16 protein-coding genes and 1 pseudogene are annotated in these 22,358 nt (G+C 70.3%); 9 read left to right on the top strand and 8 right to left on the bottom strand.

Translation table 11 applies throughout. The features are described 5' to 3' along the window. Positions 1–566 precede the first annotated feature (566 nt). The 4 genes from Ate02nite_RS27770 to Ate02nite_RS27755 form a co-directional block, all read right to left on the bottom strand. A complete protein-coding gene (locus Ate02nite_RS27770; RefSeq protein WP_239147736.1) occupies positions 567–1,790 on the bottom strand; it encodes an endonuclease in 1,224 nt (407 codons plus the stop codon). A gap of 63 nt (positions 1,791–1,853) precedes the next feature. After that, positions 1,854–2,999: an ATP-binding protein gene (locus tag Ate02nite_RS27765; RefSeq protein ID WP_239147735.1), complete on the bottom strand. Its 1,146-nt coding sequence runs from the start codon at positions 2,997–2,999 to the stop codon at positions 1,854–1,856. Positions 3,000–3,323: 324 nt separating this feature from the next. After that, positions 3,324–4,511 (bottom strand): fatty acid desaturase family protein, encoded by a 1,188-nt coding sequence (locus tag Ate02nite_RS27760; protein WP_203810700.1) that lies wholly within the window; start codon positions 4,509–4,511, stop codon positions 3,324–3,326. Between the two features lie 4 nt (positions 4,512–4,515). Beyond that, positions 4,516–5,592, bottom strand: a complete 1,077-nt coding sequence (locus Ate02nite_RS27755) for a ferredoxin reductase (protein WP_203810698.1) — start codon at positions 5,590–5,592, stop codon at positions 4,516–4,518. Positions 5,593–5,682: 90 nt separating this feature from the next. Between Ate02nite_RS27755 and Ate02nite_RS27750 the strand changes: the two genes are divergently transcribed. From Ate02nite_RS27750 to Ate02nite_RS27740, 3 genes are all read left to right on the top strand, one after another. Then, complete coding sequence (locus Ate02nite_RS27750; RefSeq protein WP_239147734.1) at positions 5,683–6,849, top strand: PucR family transcriptional regulator; 1,167 nt, start codon at positions 5,683–5,685, stop codon at positions 6,847–6,849. Positions 6,850–6,974: 125 nt separating this feature from the next. Next, a complete protein-coding gene (locus tag Ate02nite_RS27745) occupies positions 6,975–12,146 on the top strand; it encodes a caspase family protein (protein ID WP_203810696.1) in 5,172 nt (1,723 codons plus the stop codon). A 146-nt stretch (positions 12,147–12,292) separates the two neighbouring features. Next, on the top strand, positions 12,293–13,648 hold the full coding sequence (locus Ate02nite_RS27740) for a beta-xylosidase (protein ID WP_203810694.1): 1,356 nt from the start codon (positions 12,293–12,295) through the stop codon (positions 13,646–13,648). On the opposite strand, the gene Ate02nite_RS27735 is transcribed toward Ate02nite_RS27740, so the two are convergent. After that, entirely contained in the window at positions 13,638–14,258 is a 621-nt protein-coding gene (locus Ate02nite_RS27735; protein WP_203810692.1) for a PaaI family thioesterase, read from the bottom strand. The two genes, Ate02nite_RS27740 and Ate02nite_RS27735, sit on opposite strands and share 11 nt — an antisense overlap. A gap of 94 nt (positions 14,259–14,352) precedes the next feature. Here Ate02nite_RS27735 and Ate02nite_RS27730 point away from each other — a divergent pair, with 94 nt between their 5' ends. Then, on the top strand, positions 14,353–14,784 hold the full coding sequence (locus Ate02nite_RS27730; protein ID WP_203810690.1) for a type II toxin-antitoxin system Rv0910 family toxin: 432 nt from the start codon (positions 14,353–14,355) through the stop codon (positions 14,782–14,784). Between the two features lie 12 nt (positions 14,785–14,796). On the opposite strand, the gene kstR is transcribed toward Ate02nite_RS27730, so the two are convergent. After that, a complete protein-coding gene (gene kstR / locus Ate02nite_RS27725) occupies positions 14,797–15,408 on the bottom strand; it encodes a cholesterol catabolism transcriptional regulator KstR (protein WP_203810688.1) in 612 nt (203 codons plus the stop codon). Between the two features lie 108 nt (positions 15,409–15,516). Here kstR and Ate02nite_RS27720 point away from each other — a divergent pair, with 108 nt between their 5' ends. The 5 genes and pseudogenes from Ate02nite_RS27720 (at position 15,517) to Ate02nite_RS27705 (ending at position 19,931) form a co-directional block, all read left to right on the top strand. Further along, positions 15,517–16,473: an acyl-CoA dehydrogenase family protein gene (locus tag Ate02nite_RS27720; RefSeq protein ID WP_203810686.1), complete on the top strand. Its 957-nt coding sequence runs from the start codon at positions 15,517–15,519 to the stop codon at positions 16,471–16,473. Beyond that, the gene (locus Ate02nite_RS27715; RefSeq protein WP_203810684.1) at positions 16,454–17,587 is read left to right on the top strand and encodes an acyl-CoA dehydrogenase family protein; all 1,134 of its coding nucleotides are present in this window, start codon (positions 16,454–16,456) and stop codon (positions 17,585–17,587) included. The genes Ate02nite_RS27720 and Ate02nite_RS27715 overlap by 20 nt, the downstream gene beginning before the upstream one ends. After that, positions 17,584–18,444: pseudogene (locus tag Ate02nite_RS48980) on the top strand (bifunctional MaoC family dehydratase N-terminal/OB-fold nucleic acid binding domain-containing protein); the annotation flags it as partial. The gene Ate02nite_RS27715 and the pseudogene Ate02nite_RS48980, both read left to right, overlap by 4 nt. Before the next feature lie 6 nt (positions 18,445–18,450). Beyond that, entirely contained in the window at positions 18,451–18,804 is a 354-nt protein-coding gene (locus tag Ate02nite_RS48975; RefSeq protein ID WP_239147741.1) for a hotdog family protein, read from the top strand. Continuing rightward, the gene (locus Ate02nite_RS27705) at positions 18,801–19,931 is read left to right on the top strand and encodes a lipid-transfer protein (protein ID WP_203810680.1); all 1,131 of its coding nucleotides are present in this window, start codon (positions 18,801–18,803) and stop codon (positions 19,929–19,931) included. Before Ate02nite_RS48975 ends, Ate02nite_RS27705 begins: the two co-directional genes overlap by 4 nt. Here the strand turns inward: Ate02nite_RS27705 and Ate02nite_RS27700 are convergent. Next, positions 19,918–20,721 (bottom strand): MaoC/PaaZ C-terminal domain-containing protein, encoded by an 804-nt coding sequence (locus tag Ate02nite_RS27700; RefSeq protein WP_203810678.1) that lies wholly within the window; start codon positions 20,719–20,721, stop codon positions 19,918–19,920. The two genes, Ate02nite_RS27705 and Ate02nite_RS27700, sit on opposite strands and share 14 nt — an antisense overlap. Further along, entirely contained in the window at positions 20,721–22,316 is a 1,596-nt protein-coding gene (gene kstD, locus Ate02nite_RS27695) for a 3-oxosteroid 1-dehydrogenase (protein ID WP_203810676.1), read from the bottom strand. The genes Ate02nite_RS27700 and kstD overlap by 1 nt, the downstream gene beginning before the upstream one ends. Positions 22,317–22,358 lie beyond the last annotated feature (42 nt).

The following is a 22,358-nucleotide window of genomic DNA, read 5'->3' as shown; positions in this document are numbered from 1 at the left end:
TGCAGTGGGCGCCGCCGGGCCGTAGGCGCCGCCAGCCCGGCGGTCGGCTGTGGCTGGATCCGCGGTGTGCTGACGGCATTGCCGCGATCTTGTGGATCTCCTGTGCGGGGCGATCGGCAATTCCACAAGATCGTGGTGCCGTGGGCGCCGCCGCGCTGTGGGCGGCGTCCGGGCCGTGGGCGGCGTCGGGGCCGTGGGCGGCGTCCGGGCCGTGGGCGGCGCCGGGCCGGTCGTCGGTGGCGGCTGGATTTGCGCTCGCTGACGCCGTTGTCGCGATCTTGTGGGCTTTCCGTGTGGGACGGCCGGCAATTCCACAAGATCATGGCGATTGTCCGCGACGAGATCGCGAGGACCTGGGCGGTGAGTGGGGTGCGAGCTACGGGTTGTGGGTTGGGCTACTGGTTGTGGGTTGGAGTTGGGTGGCGGGGCCGCCCGCAGCGGGCGCTCGGAGGGTGAGTATCGCCTGGCGGGACTGAGTGCCACGGGACTGTTTTGTAGGCCGTATTTGAAAAGGAGCGCAAGGAGACAGCCCGGCCGTGAGCGACCGGGCTGTCTCTGGGTTTGGCTTAGCCGAAGATTGACGAAACCCACTCGGGGTGGTCGATGAATGGGTTGCGGTTGTGCTGGTAGCTGGCGTAGATGACCTGGTTGCGGTTCTTCTCGAAGGAGTCCGGCGGGTCCTGGGCGCTCCAGGCCAGGAGCTTGGAGACCTTGCCGATGTACGGGTTGCTGTTGTTGGAGACCGAGTCGTTGACCTCGAGGTCGGCGAAGCCGTCGTCGCCCTCGTAGCGGACCGCCATGTAGAAGATCATGCGGGCCACGTCGCCCTTGACGGCGTCGCGGGGCTCCCAGGAGTCGGAGTCGGTGTAGTTGCCGGGGGCGCCCGTGGCCGCGCTGCCGCCGCTGTCGAAGTCCTTGTTGTCGCGCAGGGCGTTTACCGCGACGTCCTCGGGGCGCAGGTGGTGCAGGTCGGTGCCGGGGCCTGCCGTCGTGCCGAAGTCGCCGTGGGACTTGGCGTAGACGTGCTCGCGGTTCCAGTCGCCGGAGTCGCCGCCGTTCAGGGTCTTGGAGCGGCTGATGCCCGAGTACAGCAGGATCACGTTGGACGAGTTGTTCGGGTCCTGGTCGGTGACCTTCAGGGCGTTCCAGACGCCGTCGTAGGACAGCTTGGTCACGCCCGTCGAGATGATCGTGTGCAGGGCGTTCTTGAGGCTGTCGCCCGACTTGCCGAGGGCGTTCGCGTAATAGGTGTCGGTCGAGCTGGACGACGTCGGCGTGGCCGTGGTCGGGCTGGTGGTCGGGCTTGTGGTGCTGGTGCCGCCGGCCGTCATCGAGGTCGGCGACTTGAGGCCCGCGTGCGGCGTGAAGTACGGGGTCAGCGTGCCGGTCACGGTGATCTGGGTACGCAACCGGCTGGGGTTGGTCAGCAGACCGAACGACGACCGGTACGCGCTGGTGATCTGCACGTAGAGCATCGAGGCGGTGCTGGTCTGGGTGCTGCTGTCGGCCAGCGCCAGCGCGGTGTCGCCGGTGAAGCTGCTGGTCTTCACCGTGCTGGCGGCGGTCGGCTCACCGACGACGTAGCCGGTGACCGTTCCGGTGACGCCGGTCTGGGTGGCGATCGCCTGCGCGACCGTCATGCTGGCCGCCGCGGCCGGAAGCATTCCGGGCGGCGCGGCGGGCGCCCGGAAGAACGTGATGACTAGCGCCAGCACCGCCAGAAGGGCGGGGGTGGACAGTGCCGCGATTCGTCGATGGCGGGTCGGCCCGGACATGCGCACTCCGATCACCAAGATATATTGATGGTGGTCAGCGTACGGAGCGGCCCTCTGCAGCCCGTCATACCATGTTTGTCATACGCGCCAAGCGGACACGACCTCGCTGGGCCCCCAAACGACATCCACCGCCCCGGCCGGCAGATCCACGCCGGATCGGCTGACGGCGATCAGCCCGGTGCCCGACTCGTCGAAACCGGGCACGAGGCGAGCGCCCTCCTGGAGTTGGCGCAGGTCGTGCGCATCGAACGGGGTTCCCAGCCACTTCAGTGACCCGCAGAAGTGAATCCGCGAGGCGACCGGTGCCCGATCGGCACCCACCAGGTCGATCTCCGGGTTGAACTGCCGGTTCCACCAGCCGCCGACAACCTGGGCGTCCGGCCAGGGCAGCGCCCCGGTGATCGCGGCCTGCTCCAGCGACGCGCGGATCAGTGGCTCGACCGCCCGGCCGCGCCAGCTGGACCATCGGTTCTGGAACAGGGTGAAGCCGGCGTCGGCCCGGCCCCGCCGGGTCAGATTGTGGACGTCACGCAGGATGGCGAGGTAGAGGCGCAGGTTGCTGTCGGCGATCCGGTACAGGGCGGGCTTGCCGCTGCTTGTCGACAGCGGGTGATCGGTGGCCAGGACCTGCTTGTCCTCGGTGAGCTGCCGCAGCAGCGGAGACAGGGTGCCGGAGCTGACCGTCCCCTCGCGGCCGCCGGCCGCACTGGCGATGGTGGCGAAGGCGCGGGCGTCGCCGCCGACCGCTTCGACCACGCGTCGCGCGACGTCCGGGTTGGGAAATTCCGAGGCAAGAGACTGCTCCGGTACGGCGAACAGCGGTGACGCCGGGTCGGCGCACTCGTCGCGGAGATAGTCGTCGGCGGCGGTCCCGGCCGGCCAGCGCAGCAGGATCCCGGGCAGGCCACCGGTGATCAGGTGCGCGTCGATGGCGTCGGAGCCGGTCAGACTGGTCGCGGCCGCGGTCTCGGCGAGGTTCAGCGGGCCGAGCACGAGGTTGTCGGCGCGACCGTAGAACGGCCGGTCGTACGCGGTGAGGCGTTGCATCATGTGCAGGTCACTGCCGAGAAGCAGTAGCAGGACCGGCCGGCGGGACAGCAGCCGGTCCCAGACGACCTGCAGCTGCCCGTCGAACGTGTCGTCCTGCTCGGTGAGCCACGGCACCTCGTCGATCACCACGATGCACGGCCCGTCCGGCAGCGCCCCGGCGAGCAGGCGCAGCATGTCACCCCAGCCGCCGGGCGGGGGCAGGTTGAAGGCGGGCTCTGGCAGGTCGGCGAGAAACCGAGTAATCGACGTTCTGACCGATGCACCTTTGACGGCGGTGAAGTACAGGTAGGGGAGCCCTGAGCGATCGCAGATCTCCTGTGCCAGGCGCGATTTCCCGACCTGGTGACGGCCGCTGATCGTAACGGCCAGCCCGGTCCCCGTCCGCGCGACGTGGTTGATCCGTTTCGTCAACAAGGACAGCTCGGTGTGCCGACCGACGAACAAAGGCAACTCCCGCCTGTAGGTAGGCGAAATCTACCTACAGGCGGGGTCGGAGCGTCAGGGCGCTACGGTCTCGGTCGCCGGGGCTTCGGCGCGGCGCCAGCGGGTTGCGGTGGCGGGGGCCTTCTTCTCGATCGGGCGGCGGATTGCGGCCTCGCCCCGGTTCGGGAAGGACAGGCGGATTACCTTCCACCACGCCGACGCGACCTGCTTGGGCAGGGGGCCCGTGGTGTACGTCAGGCCGTACCGCTGGAACAGGTCTTTGATTTTGGGGGCCACCTGGTGGTAGCGGTTGCTCGGCATGTCCGGGAACAGGTGGTGTTCGATCTGGTGGGACAGGTTGCCGGTCATCAGGTGCATGGCCTTGCTGCCGCTGATGTTGGCCGAGCCCAGCATCTGCCGCAGGTACCACTCGCCGCGGGTTTCGCCCTCGATCGACGTCTTCTCGAAGGTCTCGACGCCGTTCGGGAAGTGGCCGCACATGATGACCGAGTGCGTCCACAGGTTGCGGACCAGGTTGGCGACCGCGTTGGCGGCGATCGTGTGCAGGAAGGACGGGCCGGACAGCGCCGGGTGCACGATGTAGTCCTTGAGGACCTGCTTGCCGATCTTGCGGCGGGTCTGCTTGAGGCGGGCCTTGAAGCCGGGGTCCTGGCGGCGCTTCTTGGTGGCCAGATTCTTGCCCAGCTCCAGGTCGTACGCGGCGATGCCGTACTCGAAGAAGCAGGCGTTCACGAAGTTCCAGAGCGGCTGGCCCAGGTAGAGCGGGATCCACTTCTGGTCCTCGTCGACCCGCATGATGCCGTAACCGAGGTCGTTGTCGCGGCCGATCACGTTCGTGTACGTGTGGTGCAGCTCGTTGTGCGAGTGCTTCCACTGGTCGGACGGGGAGGCGTTGTCCCACTCCCACTTCGTCGAGTGGATCTTCGGGTCGCGCAGGAAGTCCCACTGGCCGTGCATGATGTTGTGGCCGATCTCCATGTTCTCCAGGATCTTGGCGATCGACAGGCCGGCCGTGCCGACCAGCCAGGCCGGCGGGAACAGGGAGAACAGCAGGATGCCGCGGCTGCTCAGCTCGAGCCCACGCTGCCAGGCGATCACCCGCCGGATGTACGCGGCGTCCTTCGCGCCCCGGCTGGCCATCACCTCGTCGCGGATGGCGTCGAGCTCGATGCCGATCTGCTCGATGTCCTCGGGGGTGAGGTGGGCGATCGGGCTGGTCTTCTTGCGCTGGATCGTCGTCATGCGGTCATCCTTCGATGGTGCAGGGGCCGGCGGCGGCCGTGACACAGGGCTGGATCGGGATGTTGTCGCCCGGCTCGGCGACGGTGAGCGTGCCGTCGCGCAGGTCGCGCACGGCGCCCTCGCGCAGCGGCAGGACGCAGCTGAAGCAGATGCCCATCCGGCAGCCGGATTTCATCAGCACGCCGGCGGTCTCGCCGGAGTCGAGGATGGGCTCGGTGCCGTCGGTCTCGACGACGGTGCCGGACTTGCTGAAGGTCACCGTGCCGCCTCCGCCGCTGGTCAGCAGGGTCGGGCGGAACCGCTCGGTGCGCAGTCGCTCGGCTACGCCCCCGTCGGCCCAGTGGGTTTCCAGGTCGTCGAGCATCTCGTTGGGCCCGCAGGCCCAGGTCTGGCGCTCGAACAGGTCGGGAACCAGCTCGGCGATATCGGCCGGCTTGAGGCGTCCGGAATCGGAGGCCCGGGTGTGCCGCTCGATCAGCCGGATCCGCCCTTCGGCGGCCAAGGTCCGAAGCTCAGACCCAAAGACAACAGCCTCATGCGTACGGGCGGAGTGCACCAGAACCACGTCGGTCATCTCGTGCAGCGCGCTGCGCAGCATGCCCATGACCGGGGTGATGCCACTGCCCGCGGTGACGAACAGTGCCTTTTCCGGTCTGGTTTCGTCGAGCAGGAACTCGCCGGTGGGGACGTCGAGGTGCAGGATCATCCCGCGCTTGACGTTGCGGACCAGCTCGGTGCTGACCGCCCCGCCGGGCACCGCGTTGACGGTGATGGTGATCCGGCCGTCGCTGCGCCAGGGCGGACTGGTGATCGAGTAGGAGCGCCAGAGACGCACCCCGTCGACGTCCACGCCGACCCGGACGTACTGGCCGGGCTCGTGTCGCACCCAGCCTCGGCCGGGTCGCAGCACCAGGGTGACGCTGTTCGCCGTCTCCGGGCGCACGGCCTCGACCTTGGCGCGGAGCACCTGCGCATTACGCAGCGGGGCGATCACGTCGAGGTAGTCGGCGGGCACCACCGGCGTGGTGATCAGTTCGACCACTCGCCAGGCGCCGGCCCCGAGAGTTCGGATAACGGCCACGTAACAAGCTTCCTGTGCGCCCGGGGGTAACGTCCTGACCGCTCGAAGTGAATCCGATCGTGTTTTTTGTTCGGCTGGTACAAAAGCAGAGTGACAAACCCTCTTCCCGACGTCAAAGCCTTCCGGTTGTCGCCGGAAGTGGTCGCGCCGCTACGGGACCGGCTGCCGCACGTCGCGACCCAGACCATCGACGCGATCATGGCCGAGGTGCCGGCCTACGCCGAGGCGTTCGCCGGTGCGCTGGGCGTGAAGATCGAGCGCGCGGTCCGCACCGCCCTGGGTGCGTTCCTCGGCCTGGTGTCCCGCCCGCACGGCCCCGATCCGCAGTCCCCGCTGGCCCCGGCGCTGGAAGCGGCGTACGCGCTGGGTCGCGGTGAGGCCCGCAGCGGCCGCAGCCTGGACGCGCTGCTCGGGGCCTACCGGGTGGGCGCCCGGGTCTCCTGGCACGAGCTGGCCGCGATCAGCGTCGCCACCGGGCAGCCGGCCGCGATCATCGCGCACTTCGCCGAGCTGGTCTTCGCCTACATCGACGAGCTGTCGGCGGCCAGCGTCGCCGGGCACGCCGACGAGCTCGCCTCCTCCGGCCGGGACCGGATCCGGCACCTGGAACAGCTCACCCAGGCGCTGCTGGCCGGCCAGCCGGAACACCTGGTGGTGGCGGCCGCGCAACGCGCCGACTGGCTGCCGCCGCGCACGCTGACCGCCGTCCTGGTCCCCGAGCACGCCGCCCGTACGGTGGTGAACCTGCTCGATCCGCGCACGCTGCGGCAGAGCGAGGCCGGCCCGGACCTGTCGGTGCTGCTGGTGCCGGACGCCGACGGCGGATCCCGGGCCGCGATGCTGGGCCTGCTGCGCGGGCAGGCCGCGGTGGCCGGCCCGGCCCGGCCCTGGCTGCAGGTCAAGGCGTCGTACGACCGGGCGGTGCGCACCCGGGAGCTGCCCGAACTGCCCACCGGCACGGTTGTCGACAGCGAGGACCACCTGACCGAGCTGGTGCTGACCGCCGACCCGCAGGCGCTCGCCGACCTGCGCGCCAAGGTGCTCGAGCCGCTGTCGGCGGCCCGGGACATCTCGGCCACCAAGCTGGCCGAGACGCTACGCAGCTGGCTGCGGCACCAGGGCCGGCGCGAGGAGGTGGCGGCCGACCTGTTCGTGCACCCGCAGACCGTGCGCTACCGGATGACCCAGGTGCGCGAGCTGTACGGCGACCGGCTCCGCGACCCGGAGTGGATCACCGCGCTGACCATCGCGCTCTAGGAACCCGGCGAGTAGCGGCCGATCGGGGCCGTCCGGCCGATGCAGTCCGTCTGTCGCCTGGGGAGGGTGATGCGGCACGGTGTTCGCACCGGCCACGATCATCGATCTACTCAAGGTGAAGGTGGATGACTCAGGACGACCGTGACCGGACGGAACGGCGATTCGTCATCACGTTGGGCACCGGGCGATTCCGCGACCCCACCGCGACCCAGCTGCCGGCCGTGGCCCGAGACCTGGACACCGTGGCCGAGGTCTTCGGCGGCTTCGGTTACCGCCGGGTCCTGCACGGCCTCGGCGAGTACGACTCGGCCGACCAGATCCGGCGCAAGCTGAACCTGTGGTGCCGGGACCAGCGCTTCGGCGGAGACGACCTGCTGGTGGTCTACTTCGCCGGGCACGGTGTGTACGTCGACCGTCACTACCTGGTGTGTTACGACACGGACGGCAGGGACCCGGCCGGAACGGCGATGGCCACCGAGGACCTCGTCCGGGTGCTGATCCAGAGCGGCGTGCAGCACCTGCTGTTCATCGTCGATACCTGCCACGGCGGGGCCGGTGCGGTGGAGGCCGCTCAGATCGCCCTGCGCCGGCAGGCCAACGCCTGGTTCGGTGACCAGGGCGACCTGTGGTTCCTCACCTCGACCCGGGCACGTGACGAGGCTCTTGACGGAGCGTTCGCCCGGGCCCTTCCGGCGGCGTTGCGGGCCGTGACCCAGCGCAGTGGCCAGCGGCAGGAATTCCTCGATGTGCACGATCTGGTCGGGGAGATCACTGCCATCTTCACCCGGAAGGGGGCGGAGCAGCGGGCCGAGCTTCCCTTCGCCCGCAGCGTCGGCGTGTCGCGCTTCCTGCCGAACGCTCGTTTCCACGCTGAACTGCCCCCGGAGGGTACCGACCTCGAGACCCAGCACCGGGCGGCCGACCGGGATCTCACCGAGCACTTCGGACCCCGCTCGCGCGGTGTCGATTTCGAGTCTGAGGTCGGCACCTATTTCAGCGGCCGGACCGAGGCGCTGTCCCAGCTCGTGGCCTGGCTGAACACCCCGGGTGGCGACGGCCGCGGCCGAGTAGTGACCGGCCGTCCCGGCTGTGGGAAATCCGCCGTGGTGAGCCGGATGGTCGCGCTGTCGGATCCGGGGTACCGAGCCACGCTCAACCTGGCCGGCGTGGATCCGCGCACGGTCGTGGCCGAGGGAACCGTCGACGCGTTCGTGCTGGCCCGGCACAAGCGGCTGGAGGACGTGGTCGCCCGTCTCGCCGACGAGTTGGGCTTCGAGGCCGACGGCGCCGGCAGCCTGCTGCGCCAGGTGGGCCTGCGCGCCCGTGCTCGAAAGAAAACGGTCATCGTGGTCGACGCTCTCGACGAGGCGGGCAGCGGCACCGCCTCCGACACCGGTGGCCGGGGCGAGCCGCGGCGCATCGCCCGGGAGCTGCTGCGGCCCCTGGGCGAGATCCCTGGCGTGCACCTGCTGGTCGGCAGCCGCTTCGAGGTGGTGGCGTCGCTGGGCGACATGACCGTGCTCGATCTCGATCGGGCCGACCTGCTCAGCACGGCCGACATCCACCGGTACGTGGTGCGCATGCTCACGGCGGCCGAGGAGCCGGACATCTCCACGCCCTACCGGGACCGCCCCGATCTGGCCGAGGTGGTCGCCGAGGCGGTGGCCCAGCGCGCGGCCGGGGTATTCCTGGTGGCCCGGATGACCGCGCGCAGCCTCCGCGACCACGCCGAGGTGGTCGACACCGGCTCGCCCGGGTGGGCGGACAAGCTGCCCAGCCGCATCGGGGAGGCGTTCGACGACTACCTGGCACGGTTCGGCGCCGACGAGGCCCGGGTGCGGCGGCTGCTGGCTCCGGTGGCCTTCGCCGAGGGACAGGGCCTGCCGGACAACCTCTGGCCAGAGTTGGCCACCGCCATCTCCGAGATTCCCTGTACGCGCGAGGACGTCGAGTGGGTGGTCGGCGTGGCCAAGGCCTATCTGGCCGAGGTACGCGAGCCCGAACAGAAGCGGTCGGTGTTCCGCCTTTACCACCAGACCCTGGCCGAACATCTACGCGACCCGGTGAAGTATCCGGCCGAGGTGGTACAACCGCGGATCGTGGCCGCCCTCAGCGCGGCCGCGCCGCTCGACGACAGCGGGGCCCGGCACTGGTTCGGGGTGCACCCGTACATCCGGGCCAACCTGGCCACCCACGCGGCGGCCGGCGGATGCCTCGATGATCTGGTCGGCGATCCCGGCTTCCTGCTCACGACCGACCAGCCCGCCCTGTTGAGCGCGTTCCACACAGTGAGCGGCCTCTCGGCCCGGCAGGCGCGGGCCGCGTACGAGCAGGTGGCGCATAGGCTGACCGAGGTCGACCCGGCCGAGCGGGCTTCCTACCTGCAACTGTCCGCCCATCGGTGCGGCGCGCCGGAACTGGCCGCGGCGATCGACCGGCTCGAGCTTCCGGTACGTTGGCGTACCCGTTGGGCGGACTGGTCGGCCACCGGACCACACCGCCGGCTGCTCGGCCACGACATCAATGTGCTGTCCGTCGCGGTCCATGAGCTTGACGGCTGGCCGGTCGCGGTCAGCGGGGATGCCGACGGTGTGCTTCGAAAATGGGACCTCATCACCAACCAGGCAATCGACGAGCCGGTCCCGGCCGGGGAGGACCCGATCCACGCCATCGCCGTGGTGGAGGTGGACGGGTACGCCTTGGTCCTGCTGGCCTGCGGCGACGGCCTGGTGCGAGGGCACGACCTGTCCACCGGCAAACCCCTGCACGATCCTTTGGTCGGGCACACGAACGCGGTTCTTGCCGTGGGCGTCGGCGAGTATGAGGGCCGGCCCGTGGCCGTCACCGGTGGCGCCGACGGCGCCGTCCGGCTCTGGGATCTGCGGTCCTGGACAATGCTGGGCGAACCGATCACCGATGGGCACACTGCGATTCGAGCCGTGGCGATCGGCCGGACAGCCGAGCGGACCGTGGTTGTTGCCGGCGGTGTGGACGGGCGAGTGCGGGTCTGGGATGTGGCCCAGTCGGAACTGGTGGGCGAGCCGCTGGCCGGCCACACCGGCGCGGTGAACAGCTTGACGGTCGGATCGCTCGACGACCGTCCGCTGCTGGTAACCGGCAGCGATGACGAGACCATTCAGCTCTGGGACCTGGACACCCGGCAACCCCTGGGCGAGCGTATCTGGGCGCACCGCCAATCCGTGCGATCGGTGACGCTTGGTGTGCTCGACGACGGGCGGCCTGTCGTGGTCAGCGGAGGATACGACGACCAAGTGCGAGTGTGGGATGCGCGAACCCGGCAACCGGTGGGTCAAACCCTGATCGGCCACACCGGTTTCGTCAACGCCGTGGCCACCGGGATCGTGGGCAACCACCCTCAGGCGGTCACGGCTGGAACCGACCGGACCGTCCGGGTCTGGAACCTCACGGCCGATGCGACCCGGGGCGGCCATGCTCAGCCGGTGAGCGTGCTCAGCTTCGATAGATGCAGCGGCGACCGCCATCTGGTTACCGGCGGCGCGGACGGCACCGCGCGGTGCTGGGACCTCAACCGCCGGGCCGAGGCAGGCCAGCCGATGATCGGGCATACCGGCGCAGTCACCGCCTTGGCCGCGCGAGACGAGGCCGGCGGTCATTATGTGGTTACCGGGGACACCTACGGCACCGTGCGCGTCTGGGATCCCGAACAAGGAACGGTCGTGAAGCGCCTCGATGGCCATACCAACGAGGTGACAGCGCTCTGCCACGCGCGTCACGGAGAGCGGACGGTAGTCGTGTCGGGGAGCGCCGACGGTACCGTGCGACTGTGGGACCTGGTGGCCGATCCAGTCGCGGCAACGCTGTTGGTCGGGCATAACGACCACGTCTCCTGGCTGACGACCGGTGAGCTGACCGGTCGGCCAGTGGTGGCCGCTGCCTCGTCCCTGCGAGTCTCGATCTGGTGGCTGGACACTGGCGAACCCCTGCGTCTGCGTGTTCGCGGCAGGCCTCGCAGCCTGATCCTCGCGCTGATCTGCCACAGCGACCGGGTCGTGGCCACCTATTCGGAGCACGGCAATAGGCTGATCGCCTGTGACGTGCTGGCCGGCACTGAGTTGTCACCACCGCTGAGCGGGCATCGAACCGCGCCCCGGGCAGCGATCATGGCTGATCTCACCGGCACGCTGGTGGCACTCACCGGCGACATCGACGGGGAAATACGGCTCTGGAATCTGCTCACCGGGGAGCAGATTGGTGAACCCATGCGGGGTCACGACGCCTCCGTTCAGGCGTTGGCACTTGGTGCGGTGGATGGCAAGCCGATTGCGGCTTCCTGCGACCGCGACACTGTCCGGTTGTGGGATCTGGACCGATGCGAGCAATTGGGCAAGCCGGTGCTCGGGCGAGCGCCGGGTGTGTCGAGCCTTGCGGTGGCCGGCGACCACGGCCGGGAGCTGCTGGCAACCACCGGCGACAACTGCTCGATCGAGTTGCGGGTCATGGCCGAAGCCCCAGTGACCGGAGCCCGATTGGCAGGCGGCCGGAACTGGGCCGGCCAGGTTCGTGCGCTCCCCGACGGGCGTCTCCTTGGCAGCGGCCTGAATGGAACTCTCCGGATCTGGGATGCGGCGAGCCGACGACAGATCGGCTGGCTCATCAACGAATCGGGAAGCGGGTGGATGTCGTCGGCCGTTGCGGTTGCCGTCGCCGAGCGCGGCGCTCGGCTCGTGGCCCTCGCCGGGACCGCCGGCGGTGACGTGCGGGTGTGGAATCTGAGCACGTTCACGCTCACCGGCGAACTAGTCGGGCACACTGCGCGGATCTGGGCGATCGCCACCGTCGGGCCGGACGAGGAGCCGGGCGGCGGCCCCGCATTGGTGGCCACCGGCAGCGGGGACTCCACGGTCCGGTTGTGGCGCTTGGAGGACCTCACGGCGCTCGGCGAACCCCTGACTCCCCACGACGGTGACGTCAACGCGGTGACCTTCGCCCGCTGGCGTGGGGAGCGGGTGGTGCTCTCCGGTGACGACGAAGGCGTGGTGCGCTGCTGGTCGACTCGCACCGGGCAACCCGTCACGGTTCCGTTCACGAAGCACTCGTTGTATGTCACCGACCTGTTGGCGTTCCGCCTGGCCGGCCGGGAACTGCTCTGTGTCGCCAGCAGCGACGGGATGGTGCGGGTCTGGGATCTCGGAAAGGAGGCGATGGTGACCGAGTTGAATCTGGAGGCGTCGGTGCAGGAGATGGTGCTGGCTCCGGGCGGGCTGCTCTGTGTGGGCACCACCTCCGGCCTGGTGGCCCTGACCCTGGAGCTGTAGGCCAAGGAAAACCTGTTTCCCGGAGTTACCGGCGTAACACCATTGACATCTATAAACGTCCATCTCTAGCGTGGGAAACAGTTTTCCGCTGAGCCGATCAGCTCGGTCACTCCCGCGGCGGCCGTACGCCCCCAAGGAGTTGGCAGATGCTGAATCGGCTGGGTCGGCTGCTCGCCGTACCCGTATTGGTCGTCCTTGCTCTTGTTGCCCAGCCCGCCGGCCCGGCCCTGGCCGCGGTGGAGACCCTGACCGTCGACATGACCGCGTACGGCGGAACGCCGACCTACCGGGCGTCCGGCTTCATCTACGGCATCTCGCAGAACGGCGCGACCCCGTCGGCGTCGTTGCAGAGCCAGATCAAAGTCAAGGTCCTGCGGGCCGGCGGCTCGCAGATCGGGTGCCCCAACGGCGGGTACGTGAACGGCGGCTACACCGCGCGGTGGAACTTCATCAAGGCGTACTACGCGCGGGCCAAGGCCACCGGCGCGCGGTTCAGCCTGCTGCTGTCCGGCATGTGGGGTTCGGACGGGGTCTGCACTGTTCCGCGCTGGCCGGGAGACAGCGGCAACTGGACCGAGTACACGAACTTCGTCAACCAGCTGATCGCCGACGCCAAGGCCAACGGGATGACCGGTTCCGACGTGCGCTGGGACCTGTGGAACGAGCCGAACATCTTCTTCTGGGGCCGCACCCAGGCCCAATACCTGGAGATGATCCGGCGCGGCACCCAGCTGGTGCGGGCCGCGATCCCCGGCGCGGTGCTGGAAGGCCCGAGCTATGCCGGCGTGCCCACCTCCGGGAACTCGTGGTGGACGACCTACCTCGACTACGTGAAGGCCAACAACGTCGTCCCGAACATCATGAGCTGGCACGACCTGCCCGGCGACCCGGCGACCGACGCGGCCAACCTGTCCGGCATGCTCTCCAGCCGCGGCATCACCATCAGCGGGACCTCGGTCAACGAGTACGGCGCGTTCGGCGACGAGCAGCAGCCCGGCCCGTCCGCCTGGTACATCGCCCGGCTCGAACGCTGCAACTGCGACGGCGCGCGGGCGAACTGGGGCATGGTCGGCCAGACGCCGTCGCTGTACGACACGTTCGGCTGGCTGGTCACCGCGAACGCCAACCAGCCGATGGGGCAGTGGTGGGTCTACAAGCGCTACGCCGACCAGACCGGCCAGCGCACGAAGATCACCGCCAGCTCCAGCCACGACGGCACCGTCTTCCAGGACTCGTCGGCCCGCAAGTCGATCGCGGTCCTCGGCGCGAAGGCCGGCGGGGCGCAGGGTGCCATCGACGTCCGCTACACCGGCATCCCGTCCTGGCTGGTCACCAGCGGCTCGGTGAACGTGCTGGTGGAGCGCTTGCCGTCGACGAACGCGTACGTGAGCGCGCCCACCGTCGTGTCCAACGCCCGGGTGACCGTGACCAGTAGCGCGATCACCGTCCCGATCAGCTGGACCAACGCCAAGGACGCCTACGCCATCACCCTCACGCCTTGAGGACCGGGCCGAACAGGCGTTTCGTCTGGTCGGCCCGCAATCCCATGAACGTGCCCGAGGCCGAGACCAGGACCGTGTCCGGCTCGGCCTCGGTCGCGATGGTGCCGGTGGCGGTGACCCGGCGGCCGTCCACCTGCTGCACCTCGGCGGTCAGCCGCAGCGGCGTGCACAGCGGGACCGGCGCCCGGTAGACCATGTCGAGGCGGACGGTCATCCCCGGGTTGCCGGAGGCGACCACCGCGTGGCCGAGGATCTGGTCGAGCAGCATCGCGCTCACGCCGCCGTGCGCGAACCGCGGCGGGCCCTCGAAGGCCAGGCCCAGCGTGCACCGGCCGATCGCCACCCCGGCCACCACCTCGATGTGCAGTGGCGGGGCCAGGGCGCTGCCGCCGCCGGTCACCGGGTTGTACATCCGGACGCCGCCGAGCAGGTCGTCGGCGCTGGCCAGGGTGGACCGGTCGCGGGTGCGCACGCCCAGCCGGGCGGCGACCTCGCGCAGCTCGGCCGCCGCGCGGAGCAGGTCGTCGGCCGGCATCTCGGTGGTGGTGGCCTGGTCGACGAGCAGCCGCAGCGCTTCGCCCAACTCGGTGATGGCTTCGCGTCGTTCCACCTAGACAGCATCGCCGTCCGCGCGGCGGTGGAGCTAGTGAATCAAGTCACACTGCTATAACCTGTTCTAGTTGCTCTAGAAGAGGAGTTGCGCGATGGCCAAGGTGACCGTTGAGGCCGATGCCAAAGCGGATCCGCAGCGGATCTGGGAAGTGCTGTCGACCCCGTCGCGGGTCCCGGAATGGAACACGATGCACGAGGGATTCACCGGCGATGTCCCGGCGACTCTCGACGAGGGCACGACCTACAAGCAGAAGGTCAAGCTGATGGGCATGCCGGCCGAGATGGCCTGGCGGGTGACCACGGCGGCGGCGCCGGGCCGGCTCGAGCAGAACGGCGACGGCCCGATGGGCGTCAAGGCGAAGAATCTCTTCGTCGTCGAGCCGACCGACGGTGGCTCGCACATCACCTACGAGATGGAGTTCATCGGCCCGGCGCTGAAGGGCCCGATGGCCGGCATGCTGGAGAAGCAGGCCGGCACCGCGGGCCAGCAGGCACTGGCGAAACTGGTCGCCCTGGTCGAATAAGCGTCGAGCAGCTCAGCGCAGCAGCAGGCGGCTGGCCAGTTCCAGGTGGTTCACCACGTCGTTCGCCGAGGCGCGGCGGGTCACCCAGGCCACCAGGTTGGACAGCCACACGTCCCCGATGACCCGTGCCTTCGCCTGATCGTCGGCGGTCGGTTCGCCGTCGGTCATGGCCCGGGTGAACATGTCCTCCATCAGCCGCGCCACCGCGTTGACCTCGGCGCTCGCGGACGGGTCGGCGAACATGAAGGCCCGGGTCATCGCCTCGGTGAGCAGCGGCTCGCGCTGCATCGCCCGGGTCACCATGGCCAGCACGAACTGCATGCGCTCGTGCGCGGTGTCGCCGGGGATCGGCTTGCGCTCGAGTTTCTCCTGGATCTTCTCCAGCTCCAGGGCCAGCGCCGACACCAGCAGGTGGATCTTCGAGGGGAAATAGCGGTACAGCGTGCCGAGGGCCACCTCGGCGCGCTCCGCGACGGTGCGCATCTGAACCGCGTCGTAGCCGCCCTTGGAGGCCAGCGACAACGTCGCCTCGAGGATCCGGCGCCGCCGGTCACGCTGGGCGGCCGAGCCGTCCAGTGCGGTCAGTGCGGCACTCGTACTGGTATTTGTTCTCGGTGTTGCCATCGCTACCCCTCGCGGCCCGAATCGTCTCCCCAGCCTAGCAACGGGATGTTGACAACCTGTTGCGGCGACCGCTGTTCCCACCAAAGTGAAACGTGTTCTAATGGCGGAATGGGTCCGGACTTCGCGCTCGACGACGCCCAGGAGGCGATCGTCCGTCTCGCCGGCGAGGTGCTGAGCGACAACGACGACACGCCGGAACGGCTGTGGAAATCGCTCGGCCAGGCCGGGCTGCTCGGCCTCGCGGTGCCGGTCGAACTGGGCGGCGCCGGGCTCGGCGCGCTGGAGACCGGCCTGCTGCTCGCCGAGATCGGCCGGCACGCCGCCCGGGTGCCGGCCTGGTCCACTCTGGCCCTCGGCGTGCTGCCGGTGGCCCGCTGGGGCAACCCTTCGCAGCAACGCGATCTGCTCCCGCGGGTGCTGGCCGGCCAGGTCCTCACCGCCGCCCTGGGCGAGCCGGTCACGGCCACCGAGGACTGGCGGGTGACCGGGACGTGCCACGCGGTCCCGGACGCCGACCGGGCCTACCGCGTCCTGGTCCCGACAAACCGGGGCGTCGCCGTCGTCGACCCGGCCGACGGCACGCTGACGCGCACTCCGACCTCGGCCGGAACGGACGAATTCTCACTTCAGCTGAGAGATGTCGCCGCCGAGCCGTTGGTGGGAGCCGACCTCGGGGGGTACGCCGTGGGCGGGGCCTGCGCGCTCGGTGACGGTGCGCTGGCCGGGGCGCTGCGGATGACCGCCGACCACGTGCGGGACCGGCACCAGTTCGGCCGCCCGCTCGCCACCTTCCAGGCCGTGGCCCAGCAGATCGCCGACGTCTACATCGCCTCCCGCACCATGCACCTGGCCGCCCTCGCGGCCAACTGGGGCGAGGCCGATCGGTGGACCGCGGCGTACTGGTTGTGCAGCGAGGCCCTGCCGGCCCTGCGCACCTGCCACCACCTGCACGGCGGGCTCGGCCTGGCCGCCGACTACCCGCTGCACCGGCACACCGCGCTGGTCCGCGACCTGGTCCGCCACCTGCATCGGCTGGGAGCTCTGGATGTTCATCGACCTGACTGAGGAGCAGCACCTTCTGCGGGCGCGGCTCCGCGCGTACCTCCAGAAGGTTTTGACCGTCGAGGAGCACGCCGAAGTGCTGCGGGAGCGGCACGGCGCGGTCTATCGCGACCTGGTTCGGCGGCTCGGCCGGGACGGCTGGCTGGGGCTCGGTTTCCCGGAGTGGTTCGGCGGGGCCGGACTCGGCCCGGTCGAGCAGCAGATCTTCGTGAACGAGGCGGCCCGGGCCGACGTCCCGCTGCCCGCGGTCACCCTGCAGACGGTGGCGCCGACCCTGCTCGCGCACGGCTCGGCCGAGCAGCAGGAGTTCTTCCTGCCGCGCATCCTGGCCGGCGAGATCCACTTCGCGATCGGCTACACCGAGCCGGAGGCCGGCACCGACCTGGCCGCGTTGCGCACCCGGGCGGTCCGGGACGGCGACGGCTATGTCGTGAACGGCCAGAAGATGTTCACCACCGGCGCGCACGACGCCGACTACCTGTGGCTGGCCTGCCGCACCGACCCGGACGCACCCCGCCACAAGGGTCTGTCCGTGCTGATCGTGGACACCGCCGACCCGGGTTACTCGTGGACGCCGATCATCACCTGCGACGGCGCGCACCACGTCAACACGGTCTATCTCACCGACGTGCGGGTGCCGGCGAACCGCCTGGTCGGGGCCGAGAACGGCGGCTGGCGGCTGCTGACCGCGCAGCTCAACCACGAGCGGGTGATGCTGGGTCCGGCCGGGCGGTTCGGCGTCCTCATCGATCGGGTACGGGCCTGGGCGGTCACCCACGACACCCCGGACGTGCGGCTCGCGCTGCTGCGCGCGGAGGCCTGCCGCCGGGTTAACGAGCTGCTCAACTGGCAGGTGGCGGGCGCCCCGCTGAACGCCGCCGACGCCTCGGCCACCAAGGTCTTCTCCTCGGAGCGGCTGCTGCGGGTCGGCCAGGAACTCGAGGACCTCGTCTGGCGGCACGGCGACCCGTCCGACCCGGCCACCGCCGACCTGCTGACCTGGCTCGACCTGCAGGCCAAACGCAATCTGGTGCTGACCTTCGGCGGCGGGGTCAACGAGATCCAGCGGGAGATCATCGCGTCGGCCGGGCTCGGACTGCCCCGGGTGCCGCGATGACCGACCCGATCAGCACCGCCGCCCAGCGGATCGCCGCGGCCGGCCTGTCGCCGGCCCGGATCGCCCGCGACCCGGTCAACCGGCCGGCCATCCGGGACTGGCTCACCGCGATCGGCGACGACAACCCGGTCTACGAGCGGGATGGCGTGGCCCCGCCCGCGATGGTGCAGGTTTGGACCATGCGCGGGCTGCGGCCCAAGCCGGAGAACGACCCGCTGAGCGAGATGTCGGCCGTGCTCGACGAGGCCGGCTACACCTCGGTGGTGGCGACCGACTGCGGCCAGACCTACCAGCGCTACCTGCGGGTCGGCGAGACGGTCGCGGTGCGCACCCGGCTCACCGAGGTCACCGGGCCGAAGCGCACCGCGCTCGGCGAGGGCAGGTTCTTCACCACCGAGAGCGTCTGGGAGGTCGGCGGCGAACCGGTGGCCGACATGCGGTTCCGGATCCTGAAGTTCCGCCCCGAGGCCGTGCCGGCGGCCGGGCGGGAAGCCCCGATCCGGCCGGTGATCAGCCCGGACACCGCGTTCTTCTGGGCCGGTGTCGAGGCCGGCGAACTGCGCATCCAGCGCTGCGGCGAGTGCGGCACGCTGCGCCACCCGCCCGGCCCGGCCTGCCCGCGCTGCGGTGCCTTCAAGCCGGAGTACGCCGTGGCGGCCGGCACCGGGCGCATCCACAGCTACGTCGTGCACCGCCATCCGCCGCTGCCCGGCCGGCGGTCGCCGGTGGTGGTCGCGCTTGTCGACCTGGACGAGGGGGTGCGGATGGTGGGTGAGCTTCGGGACGTACGCCCGGACGAGGTGCGCATCGGTGACCGGGTGCGGGTCGCCTTCGCGGACGGGCTGCCGGCCTGGCGCCCGGCGGTGGGCGAGCTGCCGGCGTGGGAGCTGGCGGTCACCCCGACCGTCATCATCAGCACCGCCCTGGCCACCCGCGACTTCCAGGACGTGCATCACGACCGCGATGCCGCGGTGCGCCGGGGCAGCAAGGACATCTTCCTCAACATCCTGACCACCACCGGTCTGGTGCAGCGGTACGTCACCGACCGGCTCGGCCCCGAGGTGGTGCTGGGCGGCATCTCGCTGCGGCTCGGCGGGCCCTGCTACGCCTACGACACGCTGACCTTCACCGGCCGGGAACACGCCGGGCAGGTCGACGTGACCGGGCGGACCGCGGCCGGCGAGCACGTCACCGCGACCGTACGGCTGGCGTCATGATCGCCCGGACCGCGGCCATCGCGGGCATCGGCGCCACCGAGTTCTCCAAGGACTCCGGCCGCAGCGAACTGCGCCTCGCGGCCGAGGCGGTGCGGGCCGCCCTCGACGACGCCGGCCTGCGGCCGTCCGACGTCGACGGCCTGGTGACCTTCACCATGGATGACAACGCCGAGATCGCGGTGGCCCGGGAGATCGGCGCGGGCGAGCTCACCTTCCTGAGCCGGATCGGGTACGGCGGGGGAGCCGCCTGTGCGGTCGTCCAGCAGGCAGTAATGGCCGTGGCGACCGGGGTCGCCTCGACCGTGGTCTGCTACCGGGCGCTCAACGAGCGGTCGGGGCGCCGGTTCGGGCAGGCCACCCTGCCGCCCGGGCTCGACGCGAGCTGGCATTACCCGATGGGGCTGGCCACCCCGGCGGCGATGGTGGCGATGGTGGCCCGGCGGTACATGCATGACTACGGGGCCACCACCGACGACTTCGGCCGGGTCACGGTGGCCGCCCGGCGATATGCGGCCACCAACCCGGCGGCCTGGTTCTACCGGCGGCCGATCACCCTGGACGACCATCGGGCCTCGCGGTGGATCGCCGAGCCGCTGCGGCTGCTGGACTGCTGCCAGGAGAGCGACGGGGCGGTCGCGCTGGTGGTGACGTCGGCTTCCCGGGCTCGCGATCTGCGGCAGCCGCCGGCCCTGATCAGTGCGGCGGCCCAGGGCAGTGGGGCCGACCAGTTCGTGATGACCAGCTACTACCGCGACGAACTGGCCGCCCTGCCCGAGATGGGGGTGGTGGCTCGGCAGCTGTGGGGACAGTCCGGGTTCACGCCCGGGGACGTGCGGACCGCCGTGCTCTATGACCATTTCACGCCGTACGTGCTGATGCAGTTGGAGGAATTGGGGTTTTGCGGTCGGGGTGAGGCCCGGCATTTGATCGGTTCGGCCGAGTGCCCGCCGATCAATCCGAACGGTGGGCAGCTGGGGGAGGCTTACATCCATGGCATGAACGGCATTGCTGAAGGGGTGCGGCAGGTGCGCGGGAGCGCGGCCAACCAGGTGCCGGGGGACGGGCCGGTGCTGGTCACGGCGGGTACCGGGGTGCCGACCAGCGGGTTGATCCTCAGCACAGCGTGACCACCGCGTCGGAGAGCACCGGGCGGTCTTCGACGCTGGCTTGCAGGATGATTTGCTGTGGTTCGCGCCAGATTCGGGTGCGCAGGGTGTCGCCCGGGAAGACGACCCCGGCAAACCGGGCCCGGTAGCCGGCCACGCTGTTCATTTCCGGTCCGACAGCCGCCTTCAGGACCATGCCGTACGTGCAGAGGCCGTGCAGGATCGGGGCGGGGAAGCCGGCCCGCGCCGCGAACGCCGGGTCGACGTGCAGCGGGTTGCGGTCGCCGAGCAGGCGGTACCAGAGGGCCTGGCGCGGATCGGTGGGGGAGAGCACCTCGTCGTCCGGCTCGCGGTCGGGCAGCGGCACTCGGGTGTCCGGGCCGCGGTCGCCGCCGAAGCCGCCCTCGCCCTTGACGAAGATGCTGATCCGGCTGGTGAACAGCTCGGTGGTGGTCTCGGTAACCACGATCGCGGCCGTGCCCTTGTCGTAGACGGCGGCTATCTTCGAGCGCGCCGTGCACCTGCCCTTGATCGGGATCGGGCGGTGGATCTCTATCTCCTGGCGGCCGTGCACGACCCGGGCCAGGTCGACGTCGATGCCCGGCATCCGGACCGTGGGCGGCTCGGTGTCACGCAGTGTGGTGGCCACGGTGGCGAAGGTCGGTAGTACGCCAGCCAGCGCGCCCTCGTAGACGTAGTGGAGCTCGTCGGCGCCGATCGCCAGGTGGTAGAGCAGGACGTCGGTGCTGTCCCAGCTCAGCTCGCGGCTGGGTAGTTCGGCGCCGACCGCCTTGTCCGGGTCGATGGGCATCAGTTCTCCTCGCTCATGTCTTGGGCCGCCAGGTAGCCGAACGTCATGGCTGGGCCCAGGGTGGCGCCCGCTCCCGCGTAGCTGCGGCCCATCACCGTGGCGCTGACGTTGCCGGCCGCGTACAGGCCGGGGATTACCGTGCCGTCCGGGCGCAGCACCCGGGCCCGTTCGTCGGTGCGCAGGCCGCCCTTGGTGCCGAGGTCGCCGGGCACCATCCGGAACGCGTAGAACGGCGGCTTCGCGAGCGCGCCCAGGCACGGGTTGGGCCGTTGCCGCGGATCGCCGTAGTAGCGGTCGTAGGCCGAGTCGCCGCGGTGGAAGTCTTCGTCGCGGCCGCTTGCGGCAAATTGGTTGAAGCGGAGGACGGTCGCGCCCAGAGTTTCCGCGTCTATTTTGGACGCCAGCTCGTCCAAGGTGCCGGCTCGATGGGCGACGCCCGCGTCGAACCAGCGGCGGGGCAGGGCGGTGCGCGGGCTGCGGCCGGCGAACAGGTAGCGATCCCGGTAGGTCTGGTCGGCGATCAACCAGGCCGGTTGCGGTGCCTTCAGCATGGCGTGCACGGCATCCACGTACGGTGCGGCCTCGTTGACGAAACGGCGGCCGGTCGCGTCGACCATCAGGCTGCCAGGTTGGTTGCGCTCGGCGAGACAGAAGTACGGCTCCCGGCCGACCGGAATCGACGGGCCCCACCAGGCCTCGTCCATCAGGTCGAGGGCGGCGCCGAGTCGCTCGCCGGCCTCGATGCCGTCGCCGGTGTTGCCCTTCGCACCGACGGTGAACTCGGTGCCCAGGCCCTGGTACTTCTGGCGCATCGACTCGTTCTGCTCGAAGCCGCCGCTGGCCAGCAGCACGCCCCGGCGGGCCCGGATCACCCCGGTCGTGCGCACCCCGGTCACCCGGTCGTCCTCCACCAGCAGGTCGGTCATCGGCGTCCCGAGCAGCACCGGAACGCCCGCCTCGCGCAACCCGGCCCGCAGGCCGGCGGCGAGCGCCTGGCCCATGGTGAGCTTCCGCTTCCGGGACAGGGCGCGGGCCAGCAGGCGGGCCACGGTGAGGACAGAGCGCGGATGGCGTACGCCCAGGGACAGCCACCGGTAATCCACCTGGGTGACCGCGATGCGGCCCGGCGCGGCCCGATAGGGCGCGGCGAGCGTCGCCAGATCGGGCCCGATCAGCCCGGAGTCCAGCGGCCGGGGCTCGATGCTGCGTCCGGCGGCCAGCCCGCCCGGGGCCTCCGGGTAGTAGTCGGGGTAGCCGGGCACCCAGGCGAACTCGAGCGGGGTGTGCGCCCGGACGAACGCCAGCATCTCCGGCGCGGCGGACAGGAACGCGTTCTGCCGTTCCGGGGTGGCGTCCGGCCCCGCGACGTGCGCCAGGTAGTCGTGGGCGTCGCCGGTGACACCCGCGTTCTCCAGCACTTCGTTGCCCGGCAGCCAGAGGCCGCCACCGGAGCGGGCGGTGGATCCGCCGTAGGAGTCGGCTTTTTCCAGGACTATCGCGCTCAGCCCGCGGTGCGCTGCGGCGAGCGCCGCGACCATGCCGGCACCACCACTGCCGACCACGACAACGTCGAACTCCTGCTCCTGTTTGGGCACTAGAACAGGTTACAATTCCTGTCGCTACGACGCACCCCTACG

The sequence above is a fragment of the Paractinoplanes tereljensis genome (genome assembly GCF_016862435.1).
Classification (GTDB): domain Bacteria; phylum Actinomycetota; class Actinomycetes; order Mycobacteriales; family Micromonosporaceae; genus Actinoplanes; species Actinoplanes tereljensis.
This window is presented reverse-complemented; position numbering and strand designations above follow the sequence as displayed.